Genomic DNA, 18848 nt, shown 5'->3' on the forward strand with positions numbered 1-18848 from the left:
TGACTATTTGCCCTGCGGTGCAGCGGTTGATTGTTCGCATTACTTCACCGCCGATTCGACGAGGTCGGCGTAGGTGGTGGCGTGTGCGCCGGCTTGCAGGGCGGCGTCGATGGCGCGGAGGGTGGCTTCGCGGAGGCCGGGGTGGTGGAGGTCGTCGGGGTGCAGGGCGAGGCGGACCAGTCCGCCGCGGGTGGCGTTGCGGCGGGCCAGGGTTTCCAGCATGGCGGCGCCGAAGCGTTCGGACCAGCCGCCGCCGGGGCGGTGGGAGAGGGCGAAGCCGCGGTGGCGGCGGCCGGTGCGTAGGTCTTTTGCGCCGAAGTGGTCGGTGGTGTGGGAGAAGCCGGCCGCGCGCAGTGCGCGTTCCGCGGCGGGCGAGGCCAGCCAGCCCGGCGGGGTGAAACCTGTTGTCGACAGCCCGGATTCGGCCATCACCGCGTTGGCCGCACGTAACTTGGCGGCCGCCTCGTCGACGTCGAGCGCCGCGAATTCCGCGGCGCCACGCGCCACCGCCCGGCCGAGCGCACGCCGCGGCCACCCGCCCTCGGGTCCGGCCCGATGCGACCATCCGTGCACCATGATCTCGTCTCCACCGTCACGGCGTTCCCGCAGGAAACTCGCATAATCCGGCTGCTCGGCCAGCGACGCACCCCGCCACGGCCCGGGAATCACCAGCAGCGACACCGGAATCCCGAACCCGTCGGCATCAGCACACCACCGTGCCGTCTCAGCCGCACTCGCCGGTGCGACGTCATGGACGCTCACCACCAACCGCGCACACACGCACCGCAAACTAACACCGCCCAATGACCACCAGCTGAACAGCGCGATGCCGCTACCCAACGGATCAGTACCGCCCCACCGCCCTCGCCTAGAACATCACGACCCCGTCACCCGCCCCTACTCGCTGACAGTTGAGTCAGCTCCAGACACTGAACCCAACCATCTGCCGAGCGGGACATCACAGCGCCCCTACTCGCGCCCCATCACGCCTATGTCCCGTTCGGCCCGCGCCTATTCATCGAATTGAACAGGGTTTTCGCCTTGACCAGGTCGGTGACGGGGTAGACGATGGTGTGCAGTCCAGCGGTCATGGTGTGCTCCTTGTCGGCTCGATCCGGTGCGGCCCGGTTCGTTTGCTTGACCGGAGCTATCGAAGGAATGTGACAGATGGACGCGAATTTTCTGGCCGCGCGGTTCGAGGAGCAGCGGGCGCACCTGCACGGGGTGGCGTACCGGATCCTCGGTACCGGCGCGGAAGCCGACGACGCGGTGCAGGAGGCGTGGCTGCGGCTGAGCCGTTCGGATGCCGACGAGATCGACAATCTCGTCGGCTGGCTCACCACGGTGGTCGCGCGGGTGTGCCTGAACATGCTGCAATCGCGCAAGACTCGCCGTGAGGAGCCGCTGGACGACCACGATCCGGCCGAACTCGTCACCGGTCCGGAACACGAAGCGGTGCTGGGGGATTCGATCGGCCTTGCATTGCTGGTGGTGCTCGACACGCTCACCCCGGCCGAGCGGCTCGCGTTCGTGCTGCACGACATGTTCGCGGTGCCGTTCGACGAGATCGCCCCGATCGTCGGCAAAACCTCCGCTGCCGCACGGCAATTGGCCAGCCGGGCCCGTCGGCGGGTGCAGGGCGCGCGGGCCGGCGTCGACCGGGATCGACAGCGCGAAGTCGTCGGCGCGTTTCTCGCCGCCTCCCGCGGCGGCGACTTCGGTGCACTGCTGACCCTCCTGGACCCGGACGTGGTGCTCCGCGTGGACGCCGCCGCAATGGCCACCGGCGCGATCGGTGCCCTCGGCGCGGACGCGGTCGCCCAGACCTTCTCCGGCCGCGCACAGGCGGCGCGCCTCGCGCTCATCGACGGCCGCGCGGGCGCAGTCTGGTCGGTGCGCGGCACACCCCGGGTGGTCTTCGAGTTCATCGTCTCCAACGGCCGGATCGTCGCCATCGACCTCCTCGCCGACACCGACACCCTCGATCAGTTGGAACTGGAGGTCCAAGGCCGGCAGAACTGACGACCGCACGCCCTGCCTGTTCGACGGCGTCGTAAGGCACCTCGTCACATTTCTGCCAACCCGTCGGTCAAGGGAGGTGACGGCGTAGCAGGGATCGCGCCCAGGGATCAGCGAGGAGCAGGATGATGGGCAACGCACGATCGATCGGGTACTGGGTGACTACCGGGGCGGTGGTTTTCGTGTTGGCGACCGGGGGTGTCGCCGATCTGATCCAGCGCGGTGATACCGCCGACGGCATGATCGAGCTGGGGTATCCGACGTATGTGATGGGCATTCTCGGATTTTGGAAGGTACTGGGCGCTATGGCGATTGCCGTTCCGCGCTTTCCGCTGGTGAAGGAATGGGCGTATGCCGGTGCGTTTTTCGATCTGACGGGTGGGCTGGTTTCGCACGCCGCGCACGGGTCGGGGGTGAATCACCTGTTCTATACCGGGTTTTTCGCGCTGTGCGTGGTGGTTTCGTGGGCGCTGCGACCGGCAGGCCGCAAGCTCGCGGTGCCGGTGTTCCGCGATTACGGACGGGCGCCGGAGTTCGAGAAGGTGCCTAGCGCAGGGGCGCCGGCGACGGTCTGAAATCACGAAGAATGGCCCGCGTTCTGGATGAACGACGGGCCATTCGTTTTCGCTATGGACATCGCGAAGTGCAAGGGGCTACAACAGGATTCACCTGGTGTCTGAGGCGGGGCGGCGTATGATCGGGCCAGTGCGAGCGCCCGGGGGAAGAATGAACGAGCCGGTGACCGCGGACTGGGAGCAGTTCGTTCAAGCACTGGCGCAGTGTCTGTCTGAGCTACCTTCGCGGGCGACGTTGATCATCGCGGCGCCCGGAAATCGGTACGTCCAGTTCATGCAGTACGACATCAAATTGTCCGCGGAACTGGCCGGTGATCATTATCTGACCCAGCCCATTCCGGATGCCGCCGCGCAGGAGTTGCGCGACCTCGGCTGGAACGAGCCGATGTTGCGCCGCGAGGTGGACAACTGGACCCGGACGATGTTCTGGCCCATCTCCCCGCGCAGCCTGATCGAGTTCGCCCGCTCGGTGGCCATCGGATTCCGGCACGCGCTCGGTGTCGCCGCGCCGGTGGAATTGCGGGCAATGGGGTGGACCGAGGCGTCCGGTGATTTGGATCTCACCGTGCTCGGATCGATGGCCAGGCGCGGTTGGAATTGACGCCGACGCGACGGCGATATCGGCCGCCGAGGTAGGCGTGGCGAAACTCGCACGACATGGGCACTATCCTGAGTGGCATGGCAGCAGGTAAGCCCACCAAGGAAGCGAAGGCCGCGGCGAAAGCGGCCCGCAAGCAGCAGTCGAAAGAGCGCAGGCAGCAGCTCTGGCAGGCGTTCCAGATGCAGCGCAAGGAAGACAAGCTGCTGCTGCCGTTGATGATCGGCGCCTTGCTCGGCATCACCGCCGTCTTCCTGGTCATCGGCCTGATCTTCGGTCTGACCTGGTTCCTCGTCCCGCTCGGCGTGGTACTCGGCGCGCTGGCGGCGTTCATCATCTTCGGCCGGCGGGTGCAGAAGAGCGTCTACGGCAAGGCCGAGGGCCAGGCCGGCGCCGCGGCATGGGTGCTGGACAACCTGCAGGGCAAGTGGCGGGTGTCCAACGGCATCGCCGCCACCACCCAGCTCGACGCGGTGCACCGGGTGATCGGCCTGCCCGGCGTGGTGCTGGTCGCCGAGGGCTCCCCGCAGCGGGTGAAATCGCTGCTCGCGCAGGAGAAGAAGCGTACCGCCCGGCTAATCGGCGACACCCCGATCTACGACGTCGTCATCGGCAACGACGAAGGTCAGGTGCCGTTGAAGGAGTTGCAGCGTTACCTGACCAAGCTGCCCCGCAACATCGACGCCAAGCGCATGGACCTCATCGAAGGTCGCCTGACCGCGCTGAGCTCGCGCACCGGCCCGGCGCTGCCGAAGGGCCCGATGCCCGCCGGCGCCAAGATGCGCGGCGTACAGCGCACCATTCGCCGGCGCTGAGTTAGACCTTCGACGAAAGGCCCGTGTCCCTGGGACGCGGGCCTTTCGCGTGTCCATCGCGGGCAGGTCGCGCCCTGGAGTCGCCGGTCCGCACGGCGCGGCGCGCAGCCGCACGCCTTCTGGCAAACGCACGCGTGTCAGGGCGGCAAGTCCGCGTGCGGGAGATCAGAAGGTGTGCGGAAACCGGCAGGCGTGCGGGAAACCGGCGTGCGGGGAGATCGGACGGTGGGCGGCTGCGAGGACAGTTCGCGACTTCAAGATCAGGGGGAACTGGTGCACTTCGCTACCCGACGGATGCCTGCACCAGTTCCCGATGATCATGCTTTGACCAGCCAGAGGACGCGGTCGTAGGCGAGGGCCTGGTAGATGACCAGGACGATGACGGAGATGAGCGCCCACCTGGAGAGGCTCGCTGCCCAGAGCGCCACGGCACCGCCGCCGAGGACGGCGAGTTCGACAACCAAGCGAATCAATCCAGGCACCGGAACCGGCGCTTCACCGCTGCGACTCGGATCATCCGGTACGGCGAACGTGCCCCACGCGGCCGCTGCGACCAGGGGCAACAGGACTACCAGCAGAAACTTCCACGGCGAATCGAAGGCACGCCAGCCATAGATACCGAAGGAAGCAATAGCGACGAGCTCGAGCAGAAACCGGATCGCGAGCATGGCCGGATTGAGTGACACCGCCGGAGCGTAACCCGGCTGCGTCGGACAGCATCTGCCGTCGAGCACATTGCCGTGGGCGGGCCGGGAGTAGATGCTTGCCTCGGGACCGTGGCAGATTCGGTTGCGCAGACGGCCGTGATGGTGCGGCCGGGCATGCTGCCGTCGCGTGACGGGTGCGGCCGAACCCGAGACGTGCGAGTCAGCGCGAGTGAACCAGTGCCGTCCCCGTCGCCCGATCATGCATCCCACGCCCATCGGCATCCGTGAACAACGCGGGCACCACGAAAACCAGCAACGCCTGCCGAGCAAGCGCACGCACAAACCCAACGGTCACCGGCGCATCAATCCGCACCGTCCGCAACCGCAAGAAGTACTGCCCTGGCGTGAACCCGAACAACGCCACCGCCGCCACCCCGATCACGAACCAGATCAGCAACGTCAGGCTCGACGCTGACCCGCCACGCATGATCAACGCCGCGATCCCGAGCGCGATCAACCAGTCCACGAACAGCGCGGCGATCCGCCGAGCCATCCCGGACAACGATCCCGCCCCGGACTTCGGCAGCCCCAGCTGTTCGCCGGGGAACTCGGAGGTTGCCGGATCGCCTGCACCCTCCGAAGGGCCGGAGAGCCACGATCCCGTCATGCGTGCCATGCCTCCCACAATATGCGGGACCGACCGGCCGCCCGGCACCGCATAAGGGGAGTTCACGTCAGCGCGCATTGGTACGGATGGCAGGATTAGCATGCTGTTCGAGCCCGGGTGGGCCTAGTCACCCGGCCAGCCGTACGTGTAACACTGGCGAAACACAGACTTGACTGCCGGGAAACACCGCGTCCATACCGTCTGGACGCGACGAACCCATGCAATCGACACTCGCTGGGAACCGATCCGTAAGGAGAACAAGTGACGTTCAGCACGGCCGACGAGGTCATCAAATTCCTCGCTGATGAAGAGGTCGAATATGTCGACATCCGTTTCAGCGACCTTCCCGGCGTTCAGCAGCACTTCTCGATCCCGGCGAAGGCCTTCACGACCGACCTCGTAGAGGATGGGCTCGCGTTCGACGGCTCCTCCGTCCGTGGCTTCCAGTCGATCGACGAGTCGGACATGCTCCTGCTGCCCGACTTCAGCACCGCGCGCCTGGACCCGTTCCGCGCCGCCAAGACGCTGAACCTCAACTTCTTCGTGCACGACCCGTTCACCCGCGAGGCCTACAGCCGCGACCCGCGCAACATCGCGCGTAAGGCCGAGGAGTACCTGCGCTCGACCGGCATCGCCGACACCGCGTACTTCGGCGCCGAGGCGGAGTTCTACATCTTCGACTCGATCCGCTACGACTCGAAGATGAACGGCGCGTTCTACGAGATCGACTCGGTCTCCGGCTCCTGGAACACCGGTTCGCGGACGAACCCGGACGGCACCCCGAACCTCGGCTACAAGGTTCGCAACAAGGGTGGTTACTTCCCGGTCGCCCCGTACGACCACTACGTCGACCTGCGCGACAAGATCTCGACCAACCTGCAGAACGCGGGTTTCGAGCTGGAGCGCGGTCACCACGAGGTCGGCACCGCCGGTCAGGCCGAGATCAACTACAAGTTCGGCACGCTGCTCGGTGCGGCGGACGACCTGCAGCTGTTCAAGTACATCGTGAAGAACACCGCGTGGCAGGAAGGCAAGTCCGTCACGTTCATGCCGAAGCCGCTCTTCGGTGACAACGGCTCGGGCATGCACGTGCACCAGTCGCTGTGGAAGGACGGCAAGCCGCTGTTCCACGACGAGGCCGGCTACGGCGGGCTCTCGGATCTGGCGCGGCACTACATCGGCGGCATCCTGCACCACGCGCCGTCGCTGCTCGCGTTCACCAACCCGACGGTGAACTCCTACCACCGCCTGGTTCCGGGCTACGAGGCGCCGATCAACCTGGTGTACTCGCAGCGCAACCGGTCCGCGGCCGTGCGTATCCCGGTGACCGGCAACAACCCGAAGGCCAAGCGCATCGAGTTCCGCGCGCCGGACTCCTCGGGCAACCCGTACCTGGCCTTCGCCGCCATGATGATGGCAGGCCTGGACGGCATCAAGAACAAGATCGAGCCGCTGGCCCCGGTCGACAAGGACCTCTACGAGCTCCCGCCGGAGGAGGCCAAGAACATCCCGCAGGCCCCCACCAGCCTGGCCACGGTCATCGACCGCCTCGAGCAGGATCACGACTACCTGACCGAAGGCAACGTCTTCACCGACGACCTGATCGAGACCTGGATCAGCATCAAGCGCGAGCAGGAAATCGCCCCCGTCAACCTGCGCCCGCACCCCTACGAGTTCGAGCTGTACTACGACGTGTAAGTCGTTCGTACCCAGAGTCGTTCGGCAACGGCCCATCCGCACCGCGGGTGGGCCGTTGCCCGTTTCCGGCCGATCGTTGAGGTTTCCTACTTCGATTGATAATCTGGTTCGGTGAGCGACGAACCCGAGCATCGGATCGGTGAAGGCCCCGCGACGCGGGTGAGTCTGTCGTTGCCGGAAGGCACCGCCGAGGCGATTCGCCGGCGGGTGGGCAGGCGCGAGTTCTCGGCGTTCGTCACCTCGGCCGTCGAGCGCGAGTTGCGGGGGATGTTGCTCGACGAGTACCTCGCCGATCATGAGCGGCGCAATGGGCCGCTGCCGGAGGCGGACCGGCAGCGTGCCAGAGACATGTTCGACCAAGCTCTCGGTGAGCCGGGCCAATGGCACGAGGCAAGCTGAAATCCGGGCGCGACAGTCCGGCGTCCGGGCAGCAGGGAACGTTGGTGCTGGACTGTGACGGATTGTCCCGCCTCGTAGACGATTCCGTGGCAGTCGTCGCGATCGTCGCCGAAGCACGTTCTCGCGGCATGGAAGTCGTGATCAGCGCGCTCACCATCGTCGAGGCGACCCATCGCAAGACCGACAAGGCCAGACTCGCCTGGTTGTTGTCCGCGTTGCGCGTCGAGCCGGTCGATGACGCGGCTGCAAAGGCCGCGTCGGCACTGCTGCTCGACGCCGGACTGCATGGGCACAAATACGCGATCGATGCCGTTTTCGCGGAAATGGCGCAGCGGCAGCAGATTCCGGTGGTCATGCTCACCAGCGATCTCGATGACATGCGCAAGTTGTGCGGCGCGTCTGTGCGTTTGATCTCGACCTAGTTCTATCCATTGAATGCCGGCGGATTCGCGGCGGTATTGTCCGCTGCGGCGCGCAGGTTACGGGGATTGGGCACCGTGTCCAGGGGGAATCTCGTTGACTGCTGGGTATGGTTCGGTGAGTGGGGTAGATGGGGCGAACGCCGATACCTGACTGGAACAGGTTCTACTGTCCGGCGTCATGAAGATTTCGTTAATTTCATTGATAACTGCGGCTTTGGCGATATTCGCCGTGACGATGACTACCGCTCCACCCCTTGCTACCGCGCAGCCGGAGGCCGAGTTGGCGGTGGCCAGTGGGAAGATCGATTTGCAGGGGGCGGTGAATACCCGGGATATCGGGGGGTATCGGACCTATGACGGGGAGAAGACGAAGTCGGGCAAGGCGATTCGGTCGGACTCGCTGGAGAAGTTGACCGACGCGGATGTGCAGAAGCTGGCGGGGCTGAAGGTCAAGACGGTGATCGATCTGCGCACGCCGGGGGAGGTGCAGTTCGCCGGTGCGGACAAGCCGATTCCGGGAGCGCAGGCGGTGGCGCGGCCGATCGACGACACGGGGCTGTTCCAGCAGATGCTGGCGGTGATCCAGACGCGCGATCCGCAGAAGCAGGAGGCCGCGCTCGGCAACGGCAAGGCCGAGCAGATCATGCTGAACATGTACACGACGTTCATCAGCCGCGCGGAGTCGCGCACCGCGTTCGGGCAGACGCTGAAGGATCTCGCGAACACCGACAAGGCCACGCTGTACCACTGCACCGCGGGCAAGGACCGCACCGGCTGGCTGACCTACGTGCTGCTGCGCGCGGTCGGCGTGCCGGAAGGTACTGCGCGGCAGGACTATCTGCTGTCCAACCAGTACCGCGCCGCCGCGGACGCCGCCCTGCGTCAGCAGGTGCAGCAGGCCGGCCTCATGCAGAACCCGGATCTGCTGATCCCGTTGCAGGAGGTCCGGACCGAGTACCTGGAGGCCGCGGTGAACAAGATGGAGCAGGACTACGGCGATCTCGGCAAGTTCCTGACCAAGGGACTCGGCCTGGACGCGGGCACCATCTTGAAGCTGCGTAAGAACCTGGTCACCTAGGAACGAAAGACGTTCGGGCCCATCCACTTACCCGTGGGTGGGCCTGATGTCGTTGCCGGGGCTACTTTTTGGACCGTAGTGCGGCGGCGAGCTGGCCGGGCATCGATTCATGCCGGGTGTAGGAGCGAGTGAAATCGCCGGTGCCGTGCGAGAGCGAACGCAGATCGATGGCATACCGGCTGAGTTCGAGTTCCGGTACCTCGGCGTGGATTCGGGTACGGCCGACACCGTGCGGCTCGGTACCGAGCACCCGCCCGCGGCGACTGGAGAGGTCGCTCAGCACCGGTCCGACGTAGTCGTCGGAAACCACCACCCACACCTCGGCGATCGGTTCCAGCAGCGAAACACCGGCGCTCGCCGCGGCTTCCCGCAACGCGAGCGCCCCCGCGGTCTGGAACGCGGCATCGGAGGAGTCGACCGAATGCGCCTTGCCGTCGAACAGCGTCACCCGCACATCCACCAGCGGATAGCCGGCGGCGACCCCGCGCGTCGCCTGCGCGCGCACGCCCTTCTCCACCGACGGAATGAACTGGCGCGGAACAACTCCGCCGACCACCCGGTCCACGAACTCGATCCCGGACCCACCGGGCAGCGGCTCGACCTCGATCTCACACACCGCGTACTGCCCGTGCCCGCCGGACTGCTTCACATGCCGACCACGTCCATTTGCCTTGCCCGCGAACGTTTCTCGCAACGCGACCTGATGCTCGACCACATCCACCTGCACCCCGAACCGGGTCCGCAACCGCTCCAGCGCGACATCGCGATGCGCCTCGCCGAGACACCACAGCACCAGCTGATGGGTGTGCGCGTTGTGCTCGAGCCGCACGGCCGGATCCTCGGCCGCCAGCCGGGCCAGGCTCTGCGAGAGCTTGTCCTCGTCGGCCTTGCTGTGCGCGGTAATCGCGATGGGCAGCAACGGATCCGGCATCTGCCACGGCTCGATCAGCAGCGGTTTGTCGGTGCCGGAGAGGGTGTCGCCGGTTTCCGCGCGACTGAGCTTGGTGACGTAGGCGATGTCGCCGGCGATGGCCTGGCCGAGCGGGCGCTGCCCCTTGCCGAACGGCGAGGAGACCGCGCCGACCCGCTCGTCGACATCGTGACTCTCGTGGCCGCGTTCCTCCAGTCCGTGCCCGCAGACGTGCACCGTGTCGTCGGGACGCAGCGTGCCGGAGAACACCCGCACCAGCGACACCCGGCCGACATACGGATCGGACGCGGTACGAATCACTTCCGCGGCGAGCGCGCCGTCCGGATCGCAGTCGAGATCGCGCCGGGTGTTGCCGCCCGTGGCGGTGACGGCGGAGACGATGTGCTCCGACGGCGTCGGGAAGCCGCCGGTGATCAGGTCGAGCAGTTCGACGGTGCCCAGACCCTGCTTGGCGCCCTCCGGCGCGGGCGCGCCGAACAGGACCGGATGGAAGCTACCCCTGGCCACGGCCCGTTCGAGGTCGGTGACGAGGGTGGCGAGGTCGATCTCTTCACCGCCGAGATACCGGTCCATCAGGGTTTCGTCTTCGGATTCGGCGATGATGCCCTCGATGAGCCGGTTGCGCGCCTCCTCCAGCATCGGCTGCTGCTCGGCGGTCGGCGCGGTCTCCACCCGCTCCCCGGAGGAGTAGTCGACCACGCAGTTCGGCAGCAATTCGATCAGCCCGGTGACCGGGCGATGGCCGTCCGCACTCTTCGGTCCGTACACCGGAAGATGCAGCGGCAGAACGTTTTCCGACGCGCCACCGCCGAGCACGGTGCGGCAGGTCTCGGTCATCTCCTCGAAGTCCGCCCGCGCGGTGTCCAGGTGCGAGAGCACGATCGCGCGCGGCATACCGACCGCCGCGCATTCCTCCCACAGCGCCCTGGTCGCGCCGCTCACGCCCTCCGCGCCCTCGGCCGCCGAGATGACGAACAGCGCCGCGTCCGCCGCTCGCAGGCCGGCCCGCAATTCACCGACGAAGTCCGCGTACCCGGGCGTATCCAGCAGATTGATCTTCATCCCAGACCAGGCCAGGGGAACCACGGACAACTGCACAGACCTGTGCTGTCGATGTTCGATCTCGTCGTAGTCCGAGAGTGAGGTTCCGTCCTCGACCCGCCCCGCCCGATTCACCGTCCCCGTGGTCAGCGCCATCGCCTCGACCAGTGTCGTCTTCCCCGACCCGCTGTGCCCGACCAGCACCACATTTCGAATCTGTTCCGGCCGCTCGGCCGCAAACACTCTGCCGTTGCCCCCTACGGTTCCACTCGCCTTGTCCACTGTGCGTCTCGCTTCCTCGCGCCCCGACACCTGCGGTCCTTCGAGCTTCCCACCGGCGGTCGCCGCGCGTGCCCGGATCGGGAGATCCGATATGACGGACTGCCCGGTCCGTACCTGGCCGGACGCGCGGTGTCGGAGCGCGGGGCTCAGCCGAGCGCGACCACGGCCTCCACCTCGACCAGGAACTCGGGGCGGAACAATCCGGCCACCTGGATGAGCGAGCTGGCGGGGTTGGGCAGGTCGCCGAGGGCGGGGCGGAGGAACTCGTCGCGGACGTCGCGGAGATCCTGCAACCTGCTCGTGTCGGTGACGAACCAGGTGAACTTGACCAGGTCGGTCCAGTCGGCGCCGAGGGCGTGCAGGATGTTCTCCAGGTTGGTCAGCGCCTGCCTGGTCTGCGCGGCCATATCGTTCGCACCGACCACGTTGCCGTCGGCGTCCACCGCGATCTGGCCGGACACGTAGGCGAGGCCGTTGGAGGTGGTGATCGCGTGGGCGTAGCCGAAGCCGGGCGCGACGCCGGGGATGTCGGTGAGCCGTTCGTTGATCTTCGCCATGGGGACAGCGTAGACGGCCTCATCGGGGAGCGGCGTGAGTCTGAATCTTGCAGTCCTGCTATGACTTACGCGTATCTGGCGAATGTCCGAACTCGACATCACGGATGCGGGCCGGCGAGTTCGAGACATGCGGACCCCCGGTTGGGGGCTTGACCGGCGGGTGCTCGCGGGGTGAGAGTGCGGCATGGTTGTCACACAGGACGTGCCGCGCGCGACGCTGCGCAAAGTCACGCTTCGCCTGGTGCCGTTTCTCGGGCTGCTCTATTTCGTCAATTACCTCGACCGGGTCAATATCGGGTTCGCCGGGCCCAGCGGGATGAAGGCCGATCTAGGGCTGACCGAGACGGCGTTCGGGTTCGCCTCGGGGATCTTCTTCCTCGGCTATCTGGTGCTGGAGGTGCCGAGCAATCTGGCATTGCACAAGTTCGGGGCGCGCCGCTGGATCGCCCGGATCCTGGCCAGCTGGGGCGTGATCGCGACCGGCATGGCGTTCGTGCCCAACGAAACCGTCCTGTACATCCTGCGATTCGCGTTGGGTGTGGCGGAAGCGGGGTTCTTCCCCGGCATCCTGCTGTACCTCACGTATTGGTTCCCGCAGAAGCAGCGGGCCAAGTTCGTCGCGCTGTTCATGGTCGCCGTGCCGATCTCCACCGCGCTCGGTTCGACCATGTCCAGCTTGATCATTCAGTACGGGCACGGTGTATTCGGGCTCAGCGGCTGGCGATTCATGTTCCTGGTCGAGGGCGTGCCCGCGCTGCTGCTCGCCGTGGTGACCTGGTTCTACCTCACCGACAGTCCCGCACAGGCGAAGTGGCTGACCAGCGCCGAACGTCAGTGGCTCAGTACCGAACTCGCCGCCGAGCAGGCCGCGGTGGAGAAGGGCGAGCACTGGACGTTGCGCAAGGCGCTCACCGATACCCGGATCATCGGCCTCGCCCTCGTCTACGGCGGAATCGTCTACGGGCTCTACGCACTCGGCTTCTTCCTGCCGACGATCATCAACGGATTCCAGCAGCAGTACGGGACGCACTATTCGGTGGTGCAGCGCGGTTTGATCAACGCGGTGCCGTACGTCATCGGTGCGGTCGTGATGGTCTGGTGGAGCAGGCACGGTGACCGGACCGGTGAACGTCCTTGGCACGTAGCGCTTCCCGCGCTGCTCGGCGGGTTGGCCATCCCGGTGGCCCTCTATCTCGGGAATCCGATCGCCGCGATGACCGCCGTAACCGTCTGTGCCGTAGGTGTTCTCGCCGCCCTGCCCACCTTCTGGGCCCTGCCCAGCGCCTTCCTCACCGGCGCCGCCGCTGCTGGTGGTATCGCCCTGATCAACTCGATCGGCAATATCAGCGGCTTCGCCGCGCCGTATATCACCGGTGGACTGAAGGATTGGACCGGAACCCAGCGTGCGGGACTGTGGGTGGTCGGATTCGCCATGATTGCCTCGGCCATCGGTGCGCTGGTGCTGTGGAAACGGACCAGCGTTGGCGCACCGGAGGATTCGGTCTCGCTGAACAAGCAGGAGTGAGGGCGCAACCGGATCAGGTGCCGGCGGGATTCCGCCTGGAAGGGGCTTTCGCAGACCCAGCAGGATCCGATGGTGGCGCGCACCGGAGGTGATCCGGTGCGCGCACCATGGTCAGTTGCCGAAGCGAGCCAGGACGGACGAGGCTTCCTGGGACGCCGCGCCGCCCTCGGCGAGATGCGCCATGGCGGGTGCGATTTCGCGCCCGTGGTGGCGCATCGCCTGGCTGTAGAGGCGGCCGGCGCGGTAGGACGAGCGGACCAGCGGCCCGGCCATCACGCCCGCGAAACCGATCTCCTCGGCCATCTTCGAGTGGTCGACGAACTCCTGCGGCTTGACCCAGCGATCCACCGGGTGGTGCCGCGGGGAGGGGCGCAGGTACTGGGTGATGGTGAGGATGTCGCAGCCTGCTTCGTGCAGGTCGCGCATCGCTTGGGTGACCTCTTCCGGGGTCTCGCCCATGCCGAGGATCAGGTTGGACTTGGTGACCAGGCCGGCCTCGCGGGCGGCGGTGAGCACCGAGAGGGAGCGCTCGTAGCGGAAGGCGGGGCGGATGCGCTTGAAGATGCGCGGCACCGTTTCCAGGTTGTGCGCCAGGACCTCCGGGCGGGAGGAGAAGACCTCGGCCAGCTGGTCGGGGACGGCGTTGAAGTCGGGGATGAGCAGTTCGACGCCGGTGCTCGGGTTGAGTTGCTTGATGGCGCGCACGGTTTCGGCGTAGAGCCAGGCGCCGCCGTCTTCCAGATCGTCGCGGGCGACGCCGGTGATGGTCGAGTAGCGCAGGCCCATCGCCTGCACGCTCTCGGCGACCCGGCGCGGCTCGTCCCGATCGAGTGCGGCGGGTTTGCCGGTGTCGATCTGGCAGAAGTCGCAACGGCGGGTGCACTGCTCGCCGCCGATCAGGAAGGTGGCCTCACGGTCTTCCCAGCATTCGAAGATGTTGGGACAGCCCGCTTCCTCGCACACCGTGTGCAAGCCTTCGCGTTTGACCAGGCCCTTGAGCTCGGAATACTCCGGGCCCATCTTGGCCTTGGTACGAATCCATTGAGGTTTGCGCTCGATCGGGGTCTCCGCGTTGCGCGCCTCGATGCGTAGCAGTTTGCGTCCTGCCGGTGCTGAAGCTGAGGTCACTTGATCGACATTACGCCTACCGGATCAGGCGCTCGCGTCCCCTCCTGCCGGTGTGACGCGCGTAATATCGTGCGCGGTTACCGGCAGTTCGCCATTGAGGGCCCTGGCGATGGCGTCGGCGACGAGCGGCTTCACTTCCTCGACCGTCACCTCACGGCCCAACTCGCGCGACAGCGTGGTGACGCCGGCGTCGCGGATGCCGCAGGGGATGATCGCCTGGAAGCCGTCCATGGCCGAATTGCAGTTGAGCGAGATGCCGTGCAGGGCAACGCCGCGCTGCACCCGCACGCCGATCGCGGCGATCTTGCGTTCGGCGAACACGTCGGTCGCGGGCAGCCAGACCCCGGAGCGGCCCTCGATGCGGCCGCAGGTCAGGCCGAGGTCGGTGCAGACGGTGATCAGTGCTTCCTCGAGCCGGCGCACGTAATGCACCACGTCGACCGGCTCGGCGAGCCGCACGATCGGGTAGCCGACCAGCTGGCCGGGGCCGTGCCAGGTGATCTTGCCGCCGCGGTCCACCTCGACCACCGGGCTGCCGTCGATGGGCAGATCCTCGGTCTCGGTCCGGCGGCCCGCGGTGTAGACCGAGGGGTGCTCGAGCAGCAGCAGGCGATCGGATCCGATGCCGTCGGCCCGCTCCGCGGCGATGGTTCGCTGCAGTTCCCAGGCGCTGTGGTAGTCGATGAGTCCGAGATCCTCGACCACGATCGGGGTCGTATCGAATCGGGCGGACCACGTGGTGCGCGTGTCGTTCACGAGGTCGACGGTACGCCGGACGGGTTGTTCTATTCCAGCTGTGTCCTGTGGGGAGTACCACAAGGTAGCGGACTGCCGGCAGGGCCGACCGTCAGTGTGCGCGGTGCCCAACGGGCTCGGGTCCGGCAGCGCAACGCCGCCCACCGGCGACGAATCGAGATTCAGTGGCACATGGTGGCGGCAAAGTCCAAGAAGGCCCCGCCATGGTGTGCCACTGGATATGAATTCAGTCAGTGTGCGTGGACGGGGAGCGTCAGCTGCATGAGGGTGAGGTCCATCCAGCGGCCGAACTTGTGGCCGACCTCGGGGAACTCGCCGATCGTGCGGAAGCCGAAGCGTTCGTGCAGCGCGATCGAGCCGGTGTTGCCGGATTCGATGCCCGCGATGACGGCGTGCACGTGACCGGACCGGCGTGCGCGGTCGAGCAGCTCGGTGAGCAGGGCGGTGGCGATGCCGCGGCGCTGGAATCGGTCGTCGACGTAGACCGAGTTCTCCACGGTGAAGCGGTAACCCGCCTTCGGCCGCCACGGGCCGTAGCTGGCGTAACCCGCGACCACGCCGTCGATCTCGGCGACCAGGATCGGCAGCTCCGCCGCGGTGCGCGCCTCGAACCAGGCGACCCGCTCGTCGAGGCCGACCTGTTCCAGATCCCAGATCGCGGTCGAGGTGGCGATGTTGGCGTTGTGGATCGTCAGGATCTCGGGCAGGTCGTCGCGGTGCGCGTCCCGGATAAGGGTGGCGGGGCGGGTGTCGAGCTGGTCGGTCATCGATCGTCTCCGGGTCGGCCCGCCGTAGCGGCCAGTGCGGCGCCGATGGTCGGGTGCTGGAACTCGTAGCCCGCCTCCTCGAGGGCCGTGGGTATTGCTCTGGGGCCGCGCAGGATCGCCTCCTGCGCGAACTCGCCGATGAGCGCCCGCAACGCGAACGCGGGCACCACCAGCGGGGTCGGCCGGTGCACGGAACGGCCGAGCGCCCGGCTGAATTCGGCGTTGGTCACCGGCGCCGGGCCGACGACATTGAGCGGCCCGGCGAGGGTTTCGGTGCCGAGGGCGAAGACGATCGCGCCGATCTCGTCGGCCAGGGAGATCCACGGCGTGTATTGCCGCCCGCTGCCGAGTCGTCCGCCGAGGCCGAGCGAGTACAGCGGGTGCAACATGCTGAGCAGTCCGCCGTGGCGGGACAGGACGACGGCGCTGCGCAGCAGCACCGTGCGCACGCCCGCGTCGGCGGCGGGCCGGGTCGCGGACTCCCAGTCGCGGCACAGCGTGGCGAGGAAACCCGAACCGGCGGGGGAGGTTTCGTCGACCACCCGGTCGCCGGTGTCGCCGCCGTAGAAGTGCACGCCGCTGGCGTTCAGCAGCGTCGGCACGCTCGCCTTGACCACCGCGGCGGCCAGCACGTCGGTCGGGGTGATCCGGCTGTCGCGCAACTCCTGTTTGAAGCTGCCGTTCCAGCGGCGGCGCCCGATGCTCGCGCCGCACAGGTTGACCACGGCGTCCGCGCCGCGCAGCGACCGCTCGTCCAGTTCGGCCCGGACCGGATCCCAGGTGAACTCGTCCGGTCCGGCCGCCCGCCGGCGAACCAGGCGGGCGACCTCGTGCCCGTCGCGGCGCAGGGCCGCGACGAGCGCTGTCCCGATCAGCCCGGACGAGCCGGCGATCACGACCTTCATGTGAACACGACGGTTAGAGCCCGAGGTCGGCCTCGAACGCCGCCTCCTCGAGCCGGTGCCGGATCGTGGTGAGGAAGCGACCCGCGTCCGCGCCGTCGATCAGGCGGTGGTCGTAGGTCAGCGGCAGGTAGCACATCGAACGCACGCCGATGGACTCGCTGCCGGTGTCGTCCTTGACCACCACCGGGCGCTTGACGATCGCACCCGTGCCGAGCATGGCCGCCTGCGGCGGAACCAGGATCGGGGTGTCGAACAGGGCGCCCTGGCTGCCGATGTTGGTGATGGTGAACGTGCCACCGGACAGCTCGTCGGGCTTGAGGCCACCGTTGCGCGCGCGGTTGGCGATGTCGGCGATGGCGCGAGCCAGGCCGGCCAGCGACAGGTCGCTCGCGTTGTGGATCACCGGGGAGAGCAGGCCCTGCTCGGTGTCGACGGCGATGCCGAGGTGCACCGCGGCGTGGTAGGTGACTTCCTTGCTCGAATCGTCGTAGCTGGCATTGACGTTCGGGTGCACGCCGAGCGCCTCGACGACGGCCTTGGCGAAGAACGGCAGGAACGTCAGGTTGACGCCCTCGCGCTCCTTGAACGCCGCCTTGGCCTGGGTGCGCAGCGCCGCGATCTTGCTGACGTCGGCCTCGTGCACCTGGGTCAGCTGTGCGGTGGTGCGCAGCGATTCCAGGGTCTTGGTCGCGGTGATCTGGCGGATGCGGTTCGCCTTCTGCACGGTGCCGCGCAGATGGGCCAGCTTCGCGCTCGCGGCCGCGGGGGCGGCCGGTGCCTTCGCCGCGGGAGCCGCGGCCGGTGCGGCGGCCGGAGCCGGCGCCTTCTTGGCCTCCGCTGCGGCGAGCACGTCCTGCTTGCGGATGCGTCCGCCGACACCGGAACCGGTGAGCGCGGACAGATCGACGCCGTTCTCGTCGGCCAGCTTGCGAACCAGCGGGGTGACGTACGGCGTCGCGCCGTTGCCACCGCTGGAGCCGGACTCGGCCGGGGCCTTGGCCGCGGCGGGCGCCGGAGCCTTGGGGGCCGGTGCGGCGGGCTTGGGTTCCGGTGCGGGAGCCGGCTTGGGCGCGGGGGCCGCTTCCTGCTTCGGCTCGGGCTTGGGTTCCGGCTTCGGCTCGGGCTTCGGCGCGGGCGCCGGTGCCGCCTTGGCGGGGGAACCGCTGCCGATCACGCCGAGCTGTCCACCCACAGCGACGACATCGTCTTCCTGCGCGGTGATCTCGAGCAGCTTGCCCGCCACCGGCGAGGGGATTTCGGTGTCGACCTTGTCGGTGGAGACCTCGAGCAACGGCTCGTCCACGGCTACGTCGTCGCCGACCGCCTTGAGCCACCGGGTCACGGTGCCCTCGGTGACCGACTCGCCCAGCTCGGGCATCTTGACCGAGGTGCCGTCGCCGGACGACGCGGGCGCGGCTTCGGCGGCGGGCGCCGGTGCTTCTTCTTCAGCGGCGGGCTCGGGCTCGGCGGCGGGGGCTTCCTCGGCGGGAGCTTCCTGCGCGGGCGCGGCAGCGGCTTCGGGGGCGGGAGCCGAACTCGGCTCGGGCGCCTCGCCGGCATCGCTGATCACGCCGAGCTCACCACCGACCTCGACCACATCATCTTCTTGGGCGACGATCTTCGACAACACGCCCGCCTGCGGGGACGGGATCTCCGTGTCGACCTTGTCGGTGGAGACCTCGAGCAGCGGCTCGTCGACCTCGACCGTGTCTCCTTCCTGCTTCAGCCACCGGGTGACCGTTCCCTCGGTGACGCTCTCACCAAGAGCTGGCATCTGGACGGAGAAGGCCATGTCCTCTGACTCCTCTGACTGCTCGACGGGTTTCTACAACAGTTGATCTCTCTGCGGACCCCCGACGCGGGTTGCGGCGCGAGTCCGAAAGCCACCGATCATTGTGCGTGGCACCGGAGATCTGTGTGGTTCTTGTACCGCGATCCATCCTTGCACTCGTCCGCTCGGCGCGTAGCACAAGGGCGGCGAACTCCACAGAGCTGGCAAGATAGAGGTGCCGATGCGTTCGAGGTATCGGGGTGCGAA

The 18848-nt window shown here is 67.3% G+C and carries 19 protein-coding genes; 9 read left to right on the top strand and 10 right to left on the bottom strand.

Annotation, left to right across the window (positions count from 1 at the left end; translation table 11 throughout):
• Positions 1-39: 39 nt before the first annotated feature.
• A complete protein-coding gene (locus AB0M22_RS22045; RefSeq protein ID WP_364729654.1) occupies positions 40-762 on the bottom strand; it encodes a polysaccharide deacetylase family protein in 723 nt (240 codons plus the stop codon).
• 405 nt (positions 763-1167) lie between these two features.
• On the opposite strand from AB0M22_RS22045, the gene AB0M22_RS22050 reads away from it, so the two are divergent.
• The 4 genes from AB0M22_RS22050 (at position 1168) to AB0M22_RS22065 (ending at position 4007) form a co-directional block, all read left to right on the top strand.
• On the top strand, positions 1168-2022 hold the full coding sequence (locus AB0M22_RS22050; RefSeq protein WP_364729657.1) for a sigma-70 family RNA polymerase sigma factor: 855 nt from the start codon (positions 1168-1170) through the stop codon (positions 2020-2022).
• 125 nt (positions 2023-2147) lie between these two features.
• A complete protein-coding gene (locus AB0M22_RS22055) occupies positions 2148-2594 on the top strand; it encodes a DoxX family protein (protein WP_364729660.1) in 447 nt (148 codons plus the stop codon).
• Positions 2595-2745: 151 nt separating this feature from the next.
• Positions 2746-3195, top strand: a complete 450-nt coding sequence (locus AB0M22_RS22060; RefSeq protein WP_364729663.1) for a hypothetical protein — start codon at positions 2746-2748, stop codon at positions 3193-3195.
• Positions 3196-3272: 77 nt separating this feature from the next.
• Complete coding sequence (locus AB0M22_RS22065; RefSeq protein WP_191094453.1) at positions 3273-4007, top strand: DUF4191 domain-containing protein; 735 nt, start codon at positions 3273-3275, stop codon at positions 4005-4007.
• 317 nt (positions 4008-4324) lie between these two features.
• Here AB0M22_RS22065 and AB0M22_RS22070 read toward each other — a convergent pair whose 3' ends face one another.
• Together AB0M22_RS22070 and AB0M22_RS22075 are read right to left on the bottom strand one after the other, a co-directional pair.
• Positions 4325-4693 carry a YrdB family protein gene (locus AB0M22_RS22070; RefSeq protein ID WP_364729667.1) on the bottom strand — a complete coding sequence of 123 codons (369 nt, stop codon included), beginning with the start codon at positions 4691-4693 and terminating at the stop codon, positions 4325-4327.
• Positions 4694-4874: 181 nt separating this feature from the next.
• Positions 4875-5330, bottom strand: a complete 456-nt coding sequence (locus tag AB0M22_RS22075; RefSeq protein WP_364729670.1) for an RDD family protein — start codon at positions 5328-5330, stop codon at positions 4875-4877.
• Between the two features lie 252 nt (positions 5331-5582).
• Between AB0M22_RS22075 and glnA the strand changes: the two genes are divergently transcribed.
• The 4 genes from glnA to AB0M22_RS22095 all read left to right on the top strand — a co-directional run bounded on the left by glnA (position 5583) and on the right by AB0M22_RS22095 (position 8918).
• Positions 5583-7019, top strand: coding sequence for a type I glutamate--ammonia ligase (gene glnA / locus AB0M22_RS22080; protein WP_364729673.1), 1437 nt, complete (start codon positions 5583-5585; stop codon positions 7017-7019).
• A 111-nt stretch (positions 7020-7130) separates the two neighbouring features.
• Positions 7131-7418 carry a hypothetical protein gene (locus AB0M22_RS22085; RefSeq protein ID WP_364729676.1) on the top strand — a complete coding sequence of 96 codons (288 nt, stop codon included), beginning with the start codon at positions 7131-7133 and terminating at the stop codon, positions 7416-7418.
• Complete coding sequence (locus AB0M22_RS22090) at positions 7400-7840, top strand: PIN domain-containing protein (RefSeq protein WP_364729679.1); 441 nt, start codon at positions 7400-7402, stop codon at positions 7838-7840. Before AB0M22_RS22085 ends, AB0M22_RS22090 begins: the two co-directional genes overlap by 19 nt.
• A gap of 178 nt (positions 7841-8018) precedes the next feature.
• Positions 8019-8918 (top strand): tyrosine-protein phosphatase, encoded by a 900-nt coding sequence (locus AB0M22_RS22095; protein ID WP_364729682.1) that lies wholly within the window; start codon positions 8019-8021, stop codon positions 8916-8918.
• A 61-nt stretch (positions 8919-8979) separates the two neighbouring features.
• On the opposite strand, the gene AB0M22_RS22100 is transcribed toward AB0M22_RS22095, so the two are convergent.
• Together AB0M22_RS22100 and AB0M22_RS22105 are read right to left on the bottom strand one after the other, a co-directional pair.
• Positions 8980-11133, bottom strand: coding sequence for an elongation factor G-like protein EF-G2 (locus AB0M22_RS22100; RefSeq protein WP_364729685.1), 2154 nt, complete (start codon positions 11131-11133; stop codon positions 8980-8982).
• Between the two features lie 185 nt (positions 11134-11318).
• Complete coding sequence (locus tag AB0M22_RS22105) at positions 11319-11729, bottom strand: RidA family protein (RefSeq protein WP_364729688.1); 411 nt, start codon at positions 11727-11729, stop codon at positions 11319-11321.
• Positions 11730-11913: 184 nt separating this feature from the next.
• Here AB0M22_RS22105 and AB0M22_RS22110 point away from each other — a divergent pair, with 184 nt between their 5' ends.
• Positions 11914-13254 carry an MFS transporter gene (locus tag AB0M22_RS22110; protein WP_364729691.1) on the top strand — a complete coding sequence of 447 codons (1341 nt, stop codon included), beginning with the start codon at positions 11914-11916 and terminating at the stop codon, positions 13252-13254.
• A gap of 111 nt (positions 13255-13365) precedes the next feature.
• On the opposite strand, the gene lipA is transcribed toward AB0M22_RS22110, so the two are convergent.
• The 5 genes from lipA to sucB form a co-directional block, all read right to left on the bottom strand.
• Positions 13366-14382: a lipoyl synthase gene (lipA, locus tag AB0M22_RS22115; RefSeq protein ID WP_364729694.1), complete on the bottom strand. Its 1017-nt coding sequence runs from the start codon at positions 14380-14382 to the stop codon at positions 13366-13368.
• 24 nt (positions 14383-14406) lie between these two features.
• Complete coding sequence (lipB, locus tag AB0M22_RS22120) at positions 14407-15138, bottom strand: lipoyl(octanoyl) transferase LipB (RefSeq protein ID WP_364729697.1); 732 nt, start codon at positions 15136-15138, stop codon at positions 14407-14409.
• Between the two features lie 230 nt (positions 15139-15368).
• The gene (locus AB0M22_RS22125; RefSeq protein ID WP_364729700.1) at positions 15369-15905 is read right to left on the bottom strand and encodes an N-acetyltransferase family protein; all 537 of its coding nucleotides are present in this window, start codon (positions 15903-15905) and stop codon (positions 15369-15371) included.
• The gene (locus tag AB0M22_RS22130; RefSeq protein ID WP_364729703.1) at positions 15902-16810 is read right to left on the bottom strand and encodes a TIGR01777 family oxidoreductase; all 909 of its coding nucleotides are present in this window, start codon (positions 16808-16810) and stop codon (positions 15902-15904) included. Before AB0M22_RS22130 ends, AB0M22_RS22125 begins: the two co-directional genes overlap by 4 nt.
• Positions 16811-16823: 13 nt before the next feature.
• On the bottom strand, positions 16824-18602 hold the full coding sequence (sucB, locus tag AB0M22_RS22135) for a 2-oxoglutarate dehydrogenase, E2 component, dihydrolipoamide succinyltransferase (protein WP_364729705.1): 1779 nt from the start codon (positions 18600-18602) through the stop codon (positions 16824-16826).
• Positions 18603-18848: the final 246 nt, after the last annotated feature.

It is taken from the genome of Nocardia sp. NPDC051756, assembly GCF_040681495.1.
Taxonomy (GTDB): Bacteria; Actinomycetota; Actinomycetes; order Mycobacteriales; family Mycobacteriaceae; genus Nocardia.

Excerpts from the sequence above, each read along its gene's own strand:
- sucB (WP_364729705.1), bottom strand. The coding sequence starts at position 18,602 with ATGGCCTTCTCCGTCCAGATGCCAGCTCTTGGTGAGAGCGTCACCGAG.
- AB0M22_RS22065 (WP_191094453.1), top strand. The coding sequence starts at position 3,273 with ATGGCAGCAGGTAAGCCCACCAAGGAAGCGAAGGCCGCGGCGAAAGCG.
- AB0M22_RS22110 (WP_364729691.1), top strand. The coding sequence starts at position 11,914 with ATGGTTGTCACACAGGACGTGCCGCGCGCGACGCTGCGCAAAGTCACG.
- AB0M22_RS22060 (WP_364729663.1), top strand. The coding sequence starts at position 2,746 with ATGAACGAGCCGGTGACCGCGGACTGGGAGCAGTTCGTTCAAGCACTG.
- AB0M22_RS22130 (WP_364729703.1), bottom strand. The coding sequence starts at position 16,810 with ATGAAGGTCGTGATCGCCGGCTCGTCCGGGCTGATCGGGACAGCGCTC.
- AB0M22_RS22125 (WP_364729700.1), bottom strand. The coding sequence starts at position 15,905 with ATGACCGACCAGCTCGACACCCGCCCCGCCACCCTTATCCGGGACGCG.
- AB0M22_RS22075 (WP_364729670.1), bottom strand. The coding sequence starts at position 5,330 with ATGGCACGCATGACGGGATCGTGGCTCTCCGGCCCTTCGGAGGGTGCA.
- AB0M22_RS22050 (WP_364729657.1), top strand. The coding sequence starts at position 1,168 with ATGGACGCGAATTTTCTGGCCGCGCGGTTCGAGGAGCAGCGGGCGCAC.
- AB0M22_RS22105 (WP_364729688.1), bottom strand. The coding sequence starts at position 11,729 with ATGGCGAAGATCAACGAACGGCTCACCGACATCCCCGGCGTCGCGCCC.
- AB0M22_RS22090 (WP_364729679.1), top strand. The coding sequence starts at position 7,400 with ATGGCACGAGGCAAGCTGAAATCCGGGCGCGACAGTCCGGCGTCCGGG.
- AB0M22_RS22055 (WP_364729660.1), top strand. The coding sequence starts at position 2,148 with ATGGGCAACGCACGATCGATCGGGTACTGGGTGACTACCGGGGCGGTG.
- AB0M22_RS22095 (WP_364729682.1), top strand. The coding sequence starts at position 8,019 with ATGAAGATTTCGTTAATTTCATTGATAACTGCGGCTTTGGCGATATTC.